The organism is Pseudoclavibacter sp. RFBI5, assembly GCF_002931395.1.
Taxonomy (GTDB): Bacteria; Actinomycetota; Actinomycetes; order Actinomycetales; family Microbacteriaceae; genus Pseudoclavibacter.
The window spans coordinates 502,684-518,001 of record NZ_PSYA01000010.1; the positions used below are offsets into that span (position 1 = coordinate 502,684).

Annotated in this window: 15 protein-coding genes and 4 tRNA genes; 9 read left to right on the top strand and 10 right to left on the bottom strand. The window is 65.9% G+C overall.

Annotated features, from left to right (window positions below; genetic code table 11):
- Nucleotides 1-41: 41 nt before the first annotated feature.
- From pdxT to C5E06_RS09280, 5 genes are all read right to left on the bottom strand, one after another.
- A complete protein-coding gene (pdxT, locus tag C5E06_RS09260; protein WP_104306653.1) occupies nucleotides 42-638 on the bottom strand; it encodes a pyridoxal 5'-phosphate synthase glutaminase subunit PdxT in 597 nt (198 codons plus the stop codon).
- A gap of 7 nt (nucleotides 639-645) precedes the next feature.
- Nucleotides 646-1,563 carry a pyridoxal 5'-phosphate synthase lyase subunit PdxS gene (gene pdxS / locus C5E06_RS09265; protein ID WP_104241300.1) on the bottom strand — a complete coding sequence of 306 codons (918 nt, stop codon included), beginning with the start codon at nucleotides 1,561-1,563 and terminating at the stop codon, nucleotides 646-648.
- Nucleotides 1,564-1,681: 118 nt separating this feature from the next.
- Nucleotides 1,682-2,254, bottom strand: a complete 573-nt coding sequence (locus C5E06_RS09270; RefSeq protein ID WP_104298766.1) for an HIT domain-containing protein — start codon at nucleotides 2,252-2,254, stop codon at nucleotides 1,682-1,684.
- Nucleotides 2,251-4,173: a threonine--tRNA ligase gene (gene thrS, locus C5E06_RS09275; RefSeq protein WP_104242059.1), complete on the bottom strand. Its 1,923-nt coding sequence runs from the start codon at nucleotides 4,171-4,173 to the stop codon at nucleotides 2,251-2,253. The genes C5E06_RS09270 and thrS overlap by 4 nt, the downstream gene beginning before the upstream one ends.
- Nucleotides 4,174-4,373: 200 nt before the next feature.
- Nucleotides 4,374-4,790 carry a hypothetical protein gene (locus C5E06_RS09280; protein WP_104306654.1) on the bottom strand — a complete coding sequence of 139 codons (417 nt, stop codon included), beginning with the start codon at nucleotides 4,788-4,790 and terminating at the stop codon, nucleotides 4,374-4,376.
- A 241-nt stretch (nucleotides 4,791-5,031) separates the two neighbouring features.
- Here C5E06_RS09280 and C5E06_RS09285 point away from each other — a divergent pair, with 241 nt between their 5' ends.
- The 4 genes from C5E06_RS09285 (at nucleotide 5,032) to C5E06_RS09300 (ending at nucleotide 9,228) form a co-directional block, all read left to right on the top strand.
- Nucleotides 5,032-6,111: an acyl-CoA desaturase gene (locus C5E06_RS09285; protein WP_258063165.1), complete on the top strand. Its 1,080-nt coding sequence runs from the start codon at nucleotides 5,032-5,034 to the stop codon at nucleotides 6,109-6,111.
- Between the two features lie 115 nt (nucleotides 6,112-6,226).
- Nucleotides 6,227-7,069, top strand: a complete 843-nt coding sequence (locus tag C5E06_RS09290; RefSeq protein ID WP_104306655.1) for a phosphoribosyltransferase family protein — start codon at nucleotides 6,227-6,229, stop codon at nucleotides 7,067-7,069.
- A gap of 51 nt (nucleotides 7,070-7,120) precedes the next feature.
- Nucleotides 7,121-8,602, top strand: coding sequence for a nicotinate phosphoribosyltransferase (locus C5E06_RS09295; RefSeq protein WP_104306656.1), 1,482 nt, complete (start codon nucleotides 7,121-7,123; stop codon nucleotides 8,600-8,602).
- Nucleotides 8,599-9,228, top strand: a complete 630-nt coding sequence (locus tag C5E06_RS09300; RefSeq protein WP_104306657.1) for an NUDIX hydrolase — start codon at nucleotides 8,599-8,601, stop codon at nucleotides 9,226-9,228. Before C5E06_RS09295 ends, C5E06_RS09300 begins: the two co-directional genes overlap by 4 nt.
- Before the next feature lie 88 nt (nucleotides 9,229-9,316).
- Here the strand turns inward: C5E06_RS09300 and C5E06_RS09305 are convergent, their stop codons facing one another.
- The 4 genes from C5E06_RS09305 to C5E06_RS09320 form a co-directional block, all read right to left on the bottom strand.
- Entirely contained in the window at nucleotides 9,317-10,234 is a 918-nt protein-coding gene (locus tag C5E06_RS09305) for a methyltransferase domain-containing protein (protein WP_146081340.1), read from the bottom strand.
- Nucleotides 10,235-10,310: 76 nt separating this feature from the next.
- Nucleotides 10,311-10,385, bottom strand: a tRNA-Val gene (locus C5E06_RS09310).
- Between the two features lie 6 nt (nucleotides 10,386-10,391).
- Nucleotides 10,392-10,462: transfer RNA gene (locus C5E06_RS09315), tRNA-Cys, on the bottom strand.
- Between the two features lie 64 nt (nucleotides 10,463-10,526).
- Nucleotides 10,527-10,598 (bottom strand) — tRNA-Gly (locus C5E06_RS09320).
- Between the two features lie 309 nt (nucleotides 10,599-10,907).
- Here C5E06_RS09320 and C5E06_RS09325 point away from each other — a divergent pair.
- The 5 genes from C5E06_RS09325 (at nucleotide 10,908) to C5E06_RS19485 (ending at nucleotide 13,988) form a co-directional block, all read left to right on the top strand.
- Nucleotides 10,908-10,980: transfer RNA gene (locus C5E06_RS09325), tRNA-Val, on the top strand.
- 292 nt (nucleotides 10,981-11,272) lie between these two features.
- On the top strand, nucleotides 11,273-11,557 hold the full coding sequence (locus tag C5E06_RS19225; RefSeq protein WP_181062923.1) for an AlpA family transcriptional regulator: 285 nt from the start codon (nucleotides 11,273-11,275) through the stop codon (nucleotides 11,555-11,557).
- A complete protein-coding gene (locus C5E06_RS09335) occupies nucleotides 11,554-12,714 on the top strand; it encodes a site-specific integrase (protein ID WP_104306660.1) in 1,161 nt (386 codons plus the stop codon). The genes C5E06_RS19225 and C5E06_RS09335 overlap by 4 nt, the downstream gene beginning before the upstream one ends.
- A gap of 46 nt (nucleotides 12,715-12,760) precedes the next feature.
- On the top strand, nucleotides 12,761-13,360 hold the full coding sequence (locus tag C5E06_RS09340; protein ID WP_104306661.1) for an exonuclease domain-containing protein: 600 nt from the start codon (nucleotides 12,761-12,763) through the stop codon (nucleotides 13,358-13,360).
- A 262-nt stretch (nucleotides 13,361-13,622) separates the two neighbouring features.
- Nucleotides 13,623-13,988 carry an SLOG family protein gene (locus C5E06_RS19485; RefSeq protein WP_219820195.1) on the top strand — a complete coding sequence of 122 codons (366 nt, stop codon included), beginning with the start codon at nucleotides 13,623-13,625 and terminating at the stop codon, nucleotides 13,986-13,988.
- A gap of 247 nt (nucleotides 13,989-14,235) precedes the next feature.
- On the opposite strand, the gene C5E06_RS09350 is transcribed toward C5E06_RS19485, so the two are convergent.
- A complete protein-coding gene (locus C5E06_RS09350) occupies nucleotides 14,236-15,015 on the bottom strand; it encodes an EcsC family protein (RefSeq protein WP_258067573.1) in 780 nt (259 codons plus the stop codon).
- Between the last annotated feature and the right edge of the window lie 303 nt (nucleotides 15,016-15,318).

Below are 15,318 nucleotides of genomic sequence, written 5' to 3' on the forward strand. Positions count from 1 at the left end.
GCTCCTGGTTCTCTGTCGAATCGGTCGGTGCGTGGCGTCGTTCAGCCGGCGTGCTCGGCGACCCGGTCGAGGAAGTACCTGTGGAACCGGGTCTCGCCGTTCATCTCCGGGTGGAACGACGTCCCGAGGAGGTTGCCCTGCGCGACGGCGACCACTCGACCGTCCGGGAGTGCCGCCATGACGCGGGCGCGGCTCCCGACGGCATCCACGACGGGGCCGCGGATGAAGGTGGCGTGAACGGCCGGCCCGCCCAGCTCCGGAACCTCGATCTGCGTCTCGAACGACTGGTTCTGCGAGCCGAAGGCGTTGCGCCGCACCGACACCTTAAGGCCGCCGAAGCTCTGCTGACCCCTGATCGCGTCGACGACGGTGTCGGCGAGCATGATCAAGCCGGCGCATGTGCCGAAGACCGGCATCCCTGCTGCGATTCGATCCTGGATGGGCTGGGCGATGTCGAAGATCCGAGACAGCTTGTCGATGACACTCGATTCGCCTCCGGGGATCACCAGCCCCGAGACCGCCTCGAGCTGCGCCGGGGTCCGCACGAGCACCACCTCGGCGCCGAGGTCCGTGAGCACCTGCTGGTGCTCACGGACGTCGCCCTGCAGGGCGAGGACGCCGACTACGGGAGTCGCCAACGCCTCGCTACCAGCCGCGTTCAGCGAGACGGTGCGGGGCCGCGAGGTCGGAGACGTTGATGCCGACCATGGCCTCGCCGAGTCCGCGCGATGCGGCAGCGATCACAGCAGGGTCGTCGAACGCGGTGGTCGCCTTCACGATGGCGGCGGCGCGCTGGGCCGGGTTGCCCGACTTGAAGATGCCGGAGCCGACGAAGACACCGTCTGCGCCGAGCTGCATCATCATCGCGGCGTCGGCAGGGGTCGCGACGCCACCCGCGGTGAAGAGCACGACGGGCAGCTTGCCGGTCTCGGCGATCTCGCGCACGAGCTCGTAGGGGGCCTGGAGCTCCTTCGCGGCGACGTAGAGCTCGTCGCGGGTCATGGAGGTGAGGGCGGCGACCTCGCCGCGGATCTTGCGGATGTGCTTGGTCGCCTCTGACACGTCGCCCGTGCCGGCCTCGCCCTTCGAGCGGATCATGGCGGCGCCCTCGTTGATGCGGCGCAGCGCCTCACCGAGGTTCGTGGCGCCGCAGACGAACGGCGTCGTGAACTGCCACTTGTCGATGTGGTTGACGTAGTCGGCGGGGCTCAGCACCTCGGACTCGTCGATGTAGTCGACGTCGAGCGCCTGCAGCACCTGCGCCTCGACGAAGTGCCCGATGCGAGCCTTCGCCATGACGGGGATGGAGACCTCGGCGATGATGCTCTCGATGAGGTCGGGGTCGCTCATGCGGGCGACGCCGCCCTGCGCCCGGATGTCGGCCGGGACGCGCTCGAGGGCCATGACGGCGACAGCGCCGGCGTCTTCGGCGATGCGCGCCTGCTCTGCGGTGACGACGTCCATGATCACGCCGCCCTTGAGCATCTCCGCGAGGCCGCGCTTGACCCGGTTGGAGCCTACGGTCCCGTCGGCGGCGACGAGGGGGGCAGTGCTTTCGCTCATGATGTCCTTACTTTCCGCGTGCAGAGAGTGCATGGCGGTTCGGAGGTGAATTGGCTCAAGTGTAGACGCGCGTGCGTCCCGGCTTGATTGGGCGACTGCCCAATCAAATCGCGGTCGATCAGGCCTTCGGCCAGGCGTCGGCGAGGGCCTGGCGGGTCTCGCCGAGCAGCGTTGGGAACGCCTTCGTCTTCGCGATGATCGGGAAGAAGTTGGCGTCGAACTGCCAGCGAGGCACGATGTGCTGATGCAGATGCCCGGCGATGCCAGCTCCGGCCAGACGACCCTGGTTCATCCCGATGTTGAAGCCGTCGACGTTCGAGACGGCGCGGAGTACACGCATCGCGGTCTGCGTCAGATGCGCGATCTCGAGCACCTCGGCCTCGGAGGCCTCGTCGTACATCGCTACGTGCCGGTACGGGCACACGAGCAGGTGACCGGAGTTGTACGGATAGAGGTTCATGACCACGAACGCGTGCTCGCCCCGGGCCACGATGAGCGACTTCTCGTCGTCCATCGTGGGCCCGACGCAGAACGGGCAGGCATCCTGAGCGGGGTCCTGACCATCCTGGATGTACGCCATCCGGTGCGGCGTCCAGAGCCGCTGGAAGGAGTCGGGCACCCCGGCGAAGTCAGCCGAGCGCTCGATGTCGAGGCCGTCGAGCTCGCCTTCGGGGAACCCGAGCGCGCTCATGCCAGGTCTTCTGCCGTGTTCACGAGCAGGTGCTCGTCGACGGCGCCGCGGACGAGGCGGATCGCGTCCTCGATCGGAACGCCGTTGCGCTGGGTTCCATCGCGGAAGCGGAAGGAGACCGTCTTCGCGGCGCGGTCGTCCTCGCCGGCGATGAGCTGGAACGGCACCTTCGCCTTGGTGTGGTTGCGGATCTTCTTCGGCATGCGGTCGTCGGACGCGTCGAGCTCGGCTCGCACGCCGTGGGATCGCAGCTCGTCGACGATGCCCTGGAGGTAGTCGCCGTACTGCTCCGCAACCGGGATGGCGACGAGTTGCACGGGCGACAGCCAGACCGGGAAGGCACCGGCGTAGTGCTCGACGAGCACGCCGAAGAAGCGCTCGATCGAGCCGAAGAGGGCGCGGTGGATCATGACGGGACGCTGGCGCGTGCCATCCGGAGCCGCGTACTCCATGTCGAAGAGCTCAGGCAGGTTGAAGTCGAGCTGGATGGTCGACATCTGCCAGGTGCGGCCGATCGCGTCGCGCGCCTGCACGGAGATCTTCGGACCGTAGAACGCGGCTCCGCCCGGATCGGGGACCAGGTCGAGACCGGACTCGGTGGCGACCTCCTCGAGCGTGCGCGTCGCCTCCTCCCACGTTGCGTCGTCGCCGACGAACTTCTCGGGGTTCTTCGTCGACAGCTCGAGGTAGAAGTCGTCGAGGCCGTAGTCCTTGAGCAGCGAGAGCACGAACTTGAGGGTGCGGGTCAGCTCGTCCCGCATCTGGTCGCGCGTGCAGTAGATGTGGGCATCGTCCTGGGTGAAGCCGCGTGCGCGGGTCAGGCCGTGCACGACGCCGGACTTCTCCATGCGGTAGACCGTGCCGAACTCGAACATCCGCAGTGGCAGCTCACGGTAGGAGTGCGCGCCCTGGTTGTAGATCAGGTTGTGCATCGGGCAGTTCATGGGCTTCAGGTAGTAGTCCTGGCCCTGCTTGGTGACGTTGCCCGCCTCGTCCACTTCCTCGTCGATGCGCATCGGCGGATACATGCCGTCTCGGTACCAGTCGAGGTGCCCGGAGATCTCGTAGAGACGCCCCTTCGTGATGTGCGGGGTCGAGACGAAGCTGTACCCCTCCTGCACGTGGCGCTTTCGCGAGTGCTCTTCCATCTCGAGCTTGATGATCCCGCCCCTGGGATGGAACACCGGCAGCCCGGATCCGAGCTCGTCCGGGAAGCTGAACAGGTCGAGCTCGCGGCCGAGGCGACGGTGGTCGCGCTTCATGGCCTCCTCGATGCGCTCCTTGTAGGCCCGCAGCTCGTCCTTCGTCGGCCAGGCCGTTCCGTAGATGCGCTGGAGCTGCGGGTTCTTCTCGGACCCGCGCCAGTAGGCGGCCGCAGAGCGAAGGATCGAGAAGCCATTGCTGAGCATCCGGGTCGAGGGGATGTGTGGCCCCCGGCAGAGGTCCTTCCAGTAGACCTCTCCCGTCTTCGCGTCGACGTTGTCGTAGATAGTGAGCTCACCAGCGCCCACCTCGACCGACTCGTTGTCGGCGTTCGCGCCACTGCCCTTGAGTCCGATCAGCTCGAGCTTGTAGGGCTCGTCGGCGAGTTCGGCCCGTGCCTCATCGTCGGTCACGACCCGACGCACGAAGCGCTGCCCCTGTCGCTGGATGCGCTGGGCTTCCTTCTCGATGGCCTTGAGGTCTTCCGGCGTGAACGGGGTCTCGACGTCGAAGTCGTAGTAGAAGCCGTCGGTGATAGGCGGTCCGATGCCGAGCCGCGCATCCGGGTTGATCTTCTGCACGGCCTGCGCGATGACGTGCGCGGCCGAGTGGCGGAGGATGCTGAGTCCGTCGGCGCTGTCGATCGTCACCGGTTCCGCGATCGCCCCGTCCGGCACCACGGTGGCGAGGTCGACGAGCACACCGTCGAGCTTCATCGCGACGACGGAGCGGTCTGTGAAGAGCTCGAATCCGGTGGTCGTCGCGCCGCCGTTCTCGTGCGGGCGGGTTTCGGTCTCGAGGTCAACGGGATCGCTGGTCACGATGCTCCTTGTCGTTAGGCATGAACAAGCGACCACTTTATCGCGCGACTGCCTCCGCACGGCGCACGGAGCCCGCTCCCTGAGGAGCGGGACGCCTAGTTCTTCCGACGCCCTTCGCGGGGCGTGAACGTGCCGATGTCCTCGGGCGCGTCAGAATCGGGGGGTGTCGCCGAGGGGCGGGGGTCTCCGCTTGCCGACTTCGCGTCACCGGCGCCGGCTGAGGCCTTGGCTTCCGACTCGGCCTTGTCATCCTTGCCGAGCGTGTCGACCAGGCTGTTCAGGGCCAGGAGCGCCAGGCGGATCTTCTGGTGGTGTCGGCCCTCGGTCTTGACGTCGAGCTTCTCGGCAAGCTTCACCGCCTGATTCTTGATGACGCTCTCTCGTCCGGTCACGACCTTCTTCAGGCCTGTGTGGACGGCCTGGACGCGCGCGCCAGAGTTCGCAGACTCCCGCATCCGCTCACCCCTCGCTGAGCCCGTGGTGTCGCCTGCGCCGCTGCCCGTCGAAGCCATGATTCCTCCAAGTGCGCCGACCGGCGCGATCCGTGATTGCATCAAGATACGCGCAATCGCGATACATCGCGTGTGAAGACGCTGGGTGACGACTCGCACAGATACACAGCCAACAAGGCAGCTCCTCCCGCTAGCCTGAAGTCAGCGATCGGCGCACTGCCTTTGGCGAACGAAACAACCAAAGGTTGCCGACCGAGGGGATCCTCACATTACGACTTCATCTTCTGCGCTCCCCCAGGGCATCGGCCGGATCCGTACCACCAAGCCCCGCACCCCGGGAGCGAAATCCGTCACGCAGAGCTACAGCGCCGTGTCGAAGGTCATCCGCGAGATGGGCCTCCTCAAGCGCACTCGCTGGTTCTACGGGATGCTGGCCGCTGGTCTCCTCCTCGCACTGGGCGGAGCGATCACCGGGTTCATCCTGCTCGGCGACAGCTGGTTCCAGCTGCTCATCGCTGCCGCCCTCGGCGTCATCTTCACGCAGTTCGCCTTCATCGCCCACGAGGCGTCGCACCGACAGGTGCTCGAGTCCGGCCCGGGAAATGACCGCCTCGGTCGTTTCCTCGCTGCTGGTGTCGTCGGCATGAGCTACAGCTGGTGGATGACGAAGCACACGAAGCACCACGTGAACCCGAACAAGATGGGCAAAGACCCTGACATCGACTTCGACACGATCTCCTTCACGGAGGAGGACGCTCGGAAGCAGACCGGCCTCCTCGCACTGATCACGCGGAAGCAGGGCTACCTGTTCTTCCCGCTGCTCACCTTCGAGGGCTACAACCTGCATTTCCGCTCGATCAAGTCGCTCTTCACTCGCCAGCCCATCAAGGGACGCTGGATCGAGTTCACGATGATCACGGTCCGCTTCGCGATCTACCTCGGAGCCATCTTCTGGCTGCTCCCCCTCGGCATGGCGTTCGCCTTCATCGCCGTGCAGATGGCCGTCTTCGGCGTCTACATGGGCGCATCGTTCGCCCCGAACCACAAGGGCATGCCGATCATCCCGGCCGACGTGAAGATGGACTTCTTCAGCAAGCAGGTCCTCACCTCGCGGAACGTGAGCGGCGGCTGGTGGGCGAGCGCGCTCATGGGCGGCCTCAACTACCAGGTCGAGCACCACCTCTTCCCGAGCATGCCGCGCCCGCACCTCGCCAGGGCTCGCGAGATCATTCGCGAGCACTGCCAGAACCTCGAGGTCCCGTACACCGAGACGACGCTCATCAAGTCGTACGGCATCGTGATCGACTACCTCAACAGGGTCGGCCTCCAGGCTCGCGACCCCTTCGACTGCCCGCTGGTCAATCAGTTCCGCCGCGTCTGATCTGACGCGTGCGCAAAGGCCCACCCGGTTCATCCGGGTGGGCCTTTCTGCGTGTTGCCTGCGTCTCCCGGAGAGAGCTATTCGTAAATCTACGAATAGCTGGTACGGTCGAAGCATGAGCATCCACTTCCAAGCACAGATGCCTTCCGGCTGGAAGGCCACAAGCGCCATCCGAGTCCTGCGATTTCCCGGAGGCGAGATGACCCTCGTCGTCCCCGCGGATCTCGAAGAGAAGCCCGCCTACGCGACCGTCACGGGCGCCGATCCGAGCGACCTCATCACCCTTGGGCTCTGGGCCGACTACGCGCGTCGGCTCGGACAGCGGGCAGTCGCGGTCCTCCCCTATCTCCCGGCGGCTCGTGCCGACCGGGGCGTCCCCTTCGGGGCGAAGGTCTACGCCGAGCTGATCAACAGCTTCGGGCTCGATCAGGTGATCGTCTTCGACCCCCACTCCTCGGTCGCTCCCGGCCTGATCGACAACGTCAAGATCGTCGGCTCGGCGCCCTACGTGCGGCGAGCGACGATCGGACGCGTCGGATCCGCGCACGACTACGTCGGTGTCATCGCACCGGATGCAGGTGCCGTCGGCCGAGCACAGGCCGCTGCGTCCGCACTGCACCTCCCGCTCTTCCGCGCCGAGAAGCACCGTGACTTCGAGACCGGGAAGCTCTCCGGCTTCAGCTGCGAGGCGCTCCCCCGCCACGGGCGCCTCCTCGTGGTCGACGACATCTGCGACGGTGGCGGCACCTTCAGGGGCTTGGCAGAGGCCACTGGACTGCCCAAGGAGCGCCTGACGCTCTTCGTGAGCCACGGGGTTTTCTCGGGCGACGCCCCCGCCCTCAGACAGCACTTCGGCGAGATCATCACCACCGACTCGCACCCCGGTTCCGCACGCGAGGGCGTCGCGACCAAGGTGCTCTCGATCCGGAACATCCTCGCCCCCTACGTCGAGTACTGAGTCGCGGCAGACGCGACCTCGACGCTACAAGCTCCCCCGAAAGGAAAGACCATGGACTACACACCTGTTGCTCCCCTCTTCCAGACCGATGCCTACAAGCTCGGCCACCTCCAGCAGTACGGCCTCGCCGGCGACGTCACCGGCGTCTACTCCAACTACACCAACCGCGGTTCCCGCATCCCGGACATCGGCGCGGTCGTGCACTTCGGACTCCAGGCGTTCCTCGAGCGATACGCGGATAGCTTCCGCGTCTTCTTCGAGGCCGACGAGGATCAGGTCTGCCAGGCCTACGAGGCTCGTCTCGCGAGCATCCTCGGGCCGAACACGATCGGCAGCGCCCACATCCGCGCGCTGCACCGCCTCGGCTTCCTCCCCCTGCGGTTCTGTGCCGTCCCGGAGGGCACAGCAGTGCCGCTTCGCGTTCCGAGCTTCACGATCGAGAACACGCACCCCGACTTCTTCTGGCTCACCAACTACATCGAGACGGTGCTGAGCGCGGAGATCTGGCAGGCATCGACGACCGCGACGATCGCCAAGGCGATGCGCGAGACGCTCGAGACCGCGGCGAGGAGAACGGGGACGCCCCTGGCTGCTGTCGACTGGCAGGGGCACGACTTCTCCTACCGAGGGATGTCCTCCAACGAGACCGCCGCGATGAGCGGCGCCGCGCACCTGCTCAGCTTCACAGGCACCGACTCACTCGTCTCCATCGACTGGATCGAGCGTCACTACGGCGGAGCGTTCGTCGCTGGCAGCGTGCCAGCCACGGAGCACTCGGTCATGTGCGCGGGTATCGCGACGGTCGGCGAGCGTGAGCTCTTCGAGGGGCTGCTCGGCCTCTACCCGAGCGGCATCGTCTCCGTCGTCTCCGACACCTTCGATCTCTGGCGAGTGCTCACCGAGTACCTGCCGGCGCTCCGAGAAGAGGTGCTCGCTCGGGATGGGAAGCTGGTCATTCGGCCAGACTCCGGGAACCCCGTCGACATCCTCTGTGGAGTGGAGGAGGGAGCCCCGGACGCTGGCGCGGCTGAGCGGAAGGGCGTCATCGAACTGCTCTGGGACACGTTCGGCGGGACGGTGAACGAGGCCGGCTACAAGGAGCTCGACTCACACATCGGGGCCATCTACGGTGACTCCATCACCCGCGAGCGGGCGGTGCTGATCACCGAGCGGCTGGCCGCGAAGGGCTTCGCTTCTGGCAACGTCGTCTTCGGCATGGGAAGCTTCGGGTACCAGTACCAGACCAGGGACACGTTCATGTCGGCGATCAAGGCGACGTGGATCCAGGTCGATGGTCGCGGCGTCGACATCCGGAAGGACCCTGTGACGGACAGCGGAACGAAGAAGAGCGCGACTGGCCGCCTAGCGGTGGTGACGGACGCCGATGGCCGCATGCGCCTGATCGAGCGGGCCACGCCTGCCGAGGAGGCGGAGTCCCTGCTGCAGCCCATCTGGGAGGACGGCGCCTTCGTGCGGCGGCAGACGTTCCTGGAGGTTCGGGCGGTGCTCGCGAGGCAGACGGTGCTGCGTTGACCGAGTCCTACGACCAGCCGCTCGTCGCGATGGATGCACTCGCTGTGCGCTATCGCGACGAGCGGCTGGAGTTCGGCGTCGCGGTGCGCGAGAACGCGCCGCACGCCGGGGTGGAGGCCATCCCCGGCGTCCTGCTGCTGTCCGGGGAGCACGGGGCCGGCCCCGTGCTGCGTGCGATGCGGACGAAGGCTGGGATACCGGACGATGATGTGCGACTGACGCGCCAGCTCGGCTGGTTCGACGGCACGATGCGCGACCCACGCAGCGCCACGATCTCGCTCGCCAGCCTCGTCTTCCTGCGCGCCGAGGCGCGCGACGGGCAACTGCGCTGGCATCCGCTCGACAGCGTGCCCCACCTCCCCTTCGACCACGCGCAGATCGTCGAGGCGGCTCGTGTGCGGCTCGGTGAGGTCCTCTGGCGCGACTGGGCCGTCACCCGAGCCCTGCTCGGCGAGAAGTTCACGTCGGGGATGGCTCTGGCGCTCGGGGCGGCGCTCGGTGCTGAGCCCTTCGATCGACCGAACTTCCGCCGGTGGCTGGAGGGCACGGGGGTCGTGCGTGTCACCACTGACACCACTGGGGTGAAGATCCGAGGTCGGACGACGGTCTGGGAGTGGAAGGACTGAGGTTCGGCCGCACTCGAGGGGCCGTCGGGGACGAAGCGATGACCGCCACCCGGCTCGCTTCACGCGGACTGAACCACCGTGGTCACGATCAGGCGCGTGTCGAGAGCGGCGAGATCGCCTTCTCGAAGACCCAGATGGCTTTCGTCTCCGGGAACCACGGGGTGCCGTCCTGCTCGAGCACGGACCAGGCGGCCAGGTGCTGTCGGTACCCCGGCTGCACCCAGGCCTCCCGGTGCACCAGCGTCAGGCCGGCACCAAGCGCTTCGACGACGTCGACGAGCTCGTCCAGCTCGAACTGACAGTACTGCTCCTGTGTCTCGCGCGGCAGCGACTCGGCGCCCCAGTTCACGGTCAGCAGCGCCTCAGCCACCACGCGAGCTGAGCCGACGAAGCGGTGCTGGCCGAGGCTCTCGAGGCGCCTCAGCTCGGGGAGGGGAACGCGCTCCAAGTAGGCGCTGAGAAGCTCGTCGCCATCGTGGCCGGGGGTGACGAGCGTCGTCAGGCGATCCGGTCGAGCGGGTGTCACGAAGTCACGGATGACGAGGACTCCGCCTGGGCTGAGCGCCTTCGCGATGATCGTGAGGTTCGCCATGACGGCCTGACGCCCGTTCTCCGGCCCGTTCGGGCCGTACGACGCGATCTCGTGCAGGACCGAGCTCATCACGATGCCGTCCAGGTCACGCAGGCCGAGCACCTCCAGTTGGTCCGCGGAGCCTGAGCGCACCGTGATGCAGGGCATCTGCTCGAGATGCGCGATCGCATCGGCTGAGTCGTCGAGTGCGATGGTCTCTTCGATGTCAGGGAGCACTGCGATTCTCGCCGCGAGCTCTCCTCCCCCGGCACCGATGTCGAGGACCCGACCGCCGCGCAGCCAGTCCGTGAGCTGAGTTTTCTCGTCAACGGCGGCAGCCATGCGGCGGAAGTAGCGTTCTTCGAGTTCGGGGCGGGCAGTGCTGGTGCCGGCCGCCGAGAGCACCCGGGTCTCTCCGTGTTCGGGATTCGTCACGGGCCTCACGCCTTCCGATCAGGACTTCGACGAGACACGAAGAAGGCCCCTGATTTCTCAGGGGCCTTCTCCTCAATGGTGGGCGATACTGGGATCGAACCAGTGACCTCTTCCGTGTCAGGGAAGCGCGCTACCGCTGCGCCAATCGCCCATTGCGAGGTGACGACGGGATTCGAACCCGTGTGGACGGCTTTGCAGGCCGCTGCCTCGCCTCTCGGCCACGTCACCGTGTTGTGGGTTGAAACCCGTGCAAACTCCTTCTGGTGTTTACCACCAGATTGAGTCACACTCGAGCGGATGACGAGATTCGAACTCGCGACCCTCACCTTGGCAAGGTGATGCGCTACCACTGCGCCACATCCGCATCGCGCTTGTCTCGGGAACTTCCGTTCCGGCTTGACCAGCGCGAGAATGACTCTATAGGAACTCGGGCCGCGATACAAAATCCACCGGTGTAATTCGAGGAAAGACCTGGTCAGAACGGCAGGTCGCGATCGCGAAAACAGAGCGATGCCCACTCTCGAGCTGCCTGCACGATGGGGCGAACGCCGTCGTGAGGCGTCACGAGCCTGCCGTGCGGGTCAGGGCCTGCCGGAGTGGCGACACACAACACCCTCGCGCACGTCGGTGATCATCCACAGCCCGAATCTGTGGCATGATTAGTCCTCGTCGCGGGTGATTGGCGCAGTTGGTAGCGCGCTTCCTTCACACGGAAGAGGTCGTGGGTTCGAGTCCCGCATCACCCACCGCGAGAAACCCCCGGTCAGGAAGACATTCGCTCTTTCTGCTTCGGGGGTTTTTGCTACCCAGATGGCGACAAATGCCGGTCAAATGCCGGTGGAGCCACCGGGTGCGGTGCTTGTGGTGGGATCGGCAAGCACAAGCAACGGTCCGCAACGGAACGGTGTCGCCTCGGCGCAGCGGGCGGGGCTCTCTCGTGGCGCGTGCCGGTGGAATGCCGGTCTTGACCGGCACGGTCCGCAACGGTCCGGGCGCCCTTCTTCGCTCTTCCTCGCGAGTTCGCGCATAGGGAGTGACATGAGCACTCAGAACGCATCGTCCACGTCCACCCGCAGCCGCAAGGTCGCTGGCGCCCCTCAGCCCGTCGAGCTCGGTGCCGGGGCACCCCTCGGTCGCCTCTACTCGATGGAGGATCTGGCCGAACTCACTGGCCTCCCTAAGAGCACGCTCTACCACTTCAACTCAGAAGGGAAGGGCCCGAAGAACCCGCTCAAGATGGGGAAGCAGATCCGCTTCTTCGAATCAGAGGTCCGAGCTTGGCTCAAGACGTTCCTATCCGGTTCCAACGAGAGCGCAGCATGATCACGACGCTCGGGAACGGCAAGCATCGAGTTCGGATCTACACGGGCGGGGTCGAGGTCGCTTCGAAGGTCTTCGAGCCCAACCAGCAGAGCCAGGCTCGCGAATGGGAGGTGACGCAGAAGATCGCGCTGCGGGAGCAGACATTCATCAAGCCGGTCAAGGGTCGGACGAAGTTCGCGACCGTCGCCGTCGCGTTCCTCGAGGCGAAAGATGGTGTCATGAACCCGCAATCGCTCGACGCGATCCGTTTCGCGACGGAGACCTACTTTCCAGAGCGGTTGGCGAAACTGCCGATCGGCCGCATCACCTCCCCCATGATCGCCCAGTGGTACGACGAGCTCCTCGCCGCCGGCTACCAACGTTCCAGCGTCGTTCGGTGGCGAACGGCAGTGAAATCTGTGTTCACCTGGGCGATCTCGCAGGAACTCGTGGGTGCCGATCCGATCTCGAAAACGTCCGTGCCCACGGCCGTCGCGACATCCCCGGAATCGATCAGGGCCATGACCTACGAGCAGAGCGCATCCGTCGTGGCTGGCGCTGCGAAAAGGCATGGACCGTACGCTGAGATCCTCGAGTTCTTCCTCGAGACCGGCCTGCGCTGGGGCGAACTGGCTGACCTCCGAGTTTCACGCTACGAAGCGATCCCCAGGCCATACATCACCGTGTCCAGTAGCGCCTCAGACGGCTACGAGCCGAAGTCAACGAAGAGCGGTCGGGTGCGTCGAGTACCTCTTTCACCGCGGGCGCGGGACATCATCGAGCGTCACATCAGTGGCAAGACATCCGACGCTCTGATCTTCACATCCCGTGTCGGCGGGCGACTCAACGGCACCAATTTCAAACGCTTCCTCGACTGGAAGACACTCGGCATCGGCTTCCGCATCCATGATCTCCGCCACACCGCTGCAACCCGTTGGCTCTCGGCAGGGATCGATGTCGCCACCGTCTCCAGCTGGCTCGGGCACAGCAGCGCCACGGTGACCATGAACATCTACAGCCACTATCTCGGCGGCGCCAGCGATCAAATCGCACTCGAGCGACTCGCCGCGCACCGTGCATCGGTCGAGCGTGTCCACGCCGAGGCTGTTGAACCGGTAGAGATGCGGGCTCGCGTCCAACTCTCGGCCGCCGCGCTCGAACTCCTCTCGAAGGGATAGCTCGGCCGGGTGGGCAGTCGCAGGGGCTTGCCCGCATAGATGGAGCATGAGCACTCACGCCCCGCACCCGTCCCTCCTCGCCTGCATCGATCTGGAGACCACCGGTCTCGACGAGCAGACCGGCCTCGTCCTCGAGGTCGCCGCCCGCGTCGTCACGAACGACCTCTCCCCCGTCGACGACGGGATCTCCCTCGTCGTCGCCCAGCAGAGCCCCCGGGAGTCGATCTTCCCCGTCTTCCCGTGGCGTGGCCGCATGAACGACTTCGTCGTGGACATGCACACCAAGAGCGGCCTCATCGCCGACGTCGACCACGCCAGCCTGAGCGTCGCAGACGTGGACGCGCGCATCGCCGCGTACCTCGAGTCGCACGCAGACGGCGTCCCGCTGCTGCTCGTCGGCAACTCGGTCACTCTTGACCGCAACTTCCTGCGCGAGCACTTGCCGCTGACGTTCGCGAAGCTCCACCACCGCAGCATCGACCTCACCAGCGTCGAACTCTTCCTCGCCCGCTACTCCGGTTTCGACATCGACCGGGTCGCGCCATCCACCGGTCACCGGGCGATGGACGACGTCGACGCGTGCCTGGCGACCGGCCGGAGCATCGGTGGCCAGCTTCACCAGGCGATCGAGCTCCTGGGACGGTGACCGGGATGCTGGACCAAACCCGGCGAACCGCGCCTGCCAAGAGTGAAGCGCAGACGCCTGCGGGCGTTCTGTCCCAGACGACGGCGGAACCGCGGTACGTCGCCGTCAGAGTCGGCCCGCAGACCACATCGGATGGATGCGTGCGTCTCGACCGCGGGCCCCACCGCCCGCCACCCGGTGATCGGGGACGAGCATGACCCGCGATCCATGCTCCCTCGGGGGCGAGCAACCGGCGGCGCGCGTGATCCGACAAGCGCCGGATGTGCCTATTGAACACGTCGCGAAAGTCCTCCACGCCCTCGCTGATCTGACCCACCAGCGGCACATGCTCGGCCCCGAGGTCGCCTCCCTCGGCTCCCCCGGCGGGGTCGAGTTCGGCGGTGAGTTCGCGCACTCCCTCCGACGCTACTTCCACGGGCTCGGCGACGAACTCAACCGTCGCCTGCGCCAGATCGAGCGGCGCTTCCGCATCCTCATCACTGGATCACGCGACTGGGAGAGCCGAGAGCTGATCGGAGCTGCGATCACGAAGGCCAGCGCGTTCCTCAACCCCGACGACTTCCCCGTCGTCATCGTGCACGGCGGATGCCCCACTGGCGCCGACCTGATCGCTGACGGTATTGCATAAGCGAATGAGTGGGATGTCAAGCGGCACGCGGCGCGGTGGGCCCGGGAGGGCGGTAAGCGCGCGGGCCCGGTGCGCAATCAGCGCATGGCACCGCTCGGTGCCGACGTCCGCCTTGCGTTTCCGCGCCCGGGATCTCGCGGCACGCAATCGGTGATCGCAGCCGCCCAGAAGAACGGGATCCCGACCTTCGTCACGACCGAAGCAGACGGGGTCACCTGGGATGTCTAGCGGCAAGTTGCCGCGACCGTTAGTCAGTCAGGTCCTCGTTCGAACTTGAATCGAGTCCGTCTTGGCCCAGATCCGGTCCTCCGGAGCTTCTGATTTCGTCCACGATACTGATCGTTTCGTCGTCTGCCTCGTCCGCGGCCAGGCCTGGGTGAATGTCGGTGTCAACTGATTCGAGCTGCGGATACTTCTCTAGGAGGAATCTCCGGCGATACGCCACATCCGCCGCGTCCACGATGCCTTCAAGCGTTGCCCAGTTGAAGACGCCGCCGAGCGCAATACCAGCGAGTGGCACGAATTTGCCTAGGGATTGCTTCGTCACGCGGACTTTGAAAGCTGTGGCGAAGCGTTTGGCCACTTGTGAGACCACCGATTTGTCGAGGATCGCCCAAGTCTGGCCGCGGTAGAGAGCTTGCGTCAGTCTCGAGATATCGGCCAAGGCGGCGGTCTTCGCGCCCGCAGACAAGGCCGTGCCTGAGTTGATGACCGACATCACGAACAATCGCTCTCCTGGCTCTTCCGGGTCGTATCCGTAAGTCAGCGCAACGTGGCCTACGGATCGCGAAGCGAGGGCTAGGACGGCGGCCGCATCAAGAGTTACTGCTGATGCAATGGCGCCGATGGAGGGCGCGGCGGCTGCGCCCGCGGTTGCGGGAACCGCAAACTCGCTCCCTGAGATCACGAAGCCGGCGCTCATGCCTGAAGCGGCCGCCAAGGCCGGGTAGGACATGTTCGCGCCTCGTCCGCGAACCGCATCGACCTGTTCAAGATCCAGGGACCTGAGCTCGAAGAGTTTCGACACGCTGTGGCCATGCTTCTGGTGCTGCCTGATTACCTGATCAGGAGAGAGTCCTGTTCGCGCGATACGCCCGACGGTGCGCTGCGCAGCGCCGAAAGCCTCTCCGGCCCAGCTAGCTACGCTCTCTGGAATCCCCTCTCGCACACGGCCAGCGGTCCGTGCGAGTCTCTCTGATCCTCTTGAAGTCGCTTCACGTCCCGTGTCGACGAATCTGCGTGCCTTCGGGTGCGTTTCGAGCGCCTCTGTCGCTCGCGCGGCCAGGCTCTCCGCCCCCTGGGCGACTCTGCTTCCCACGCCTCGCACCAC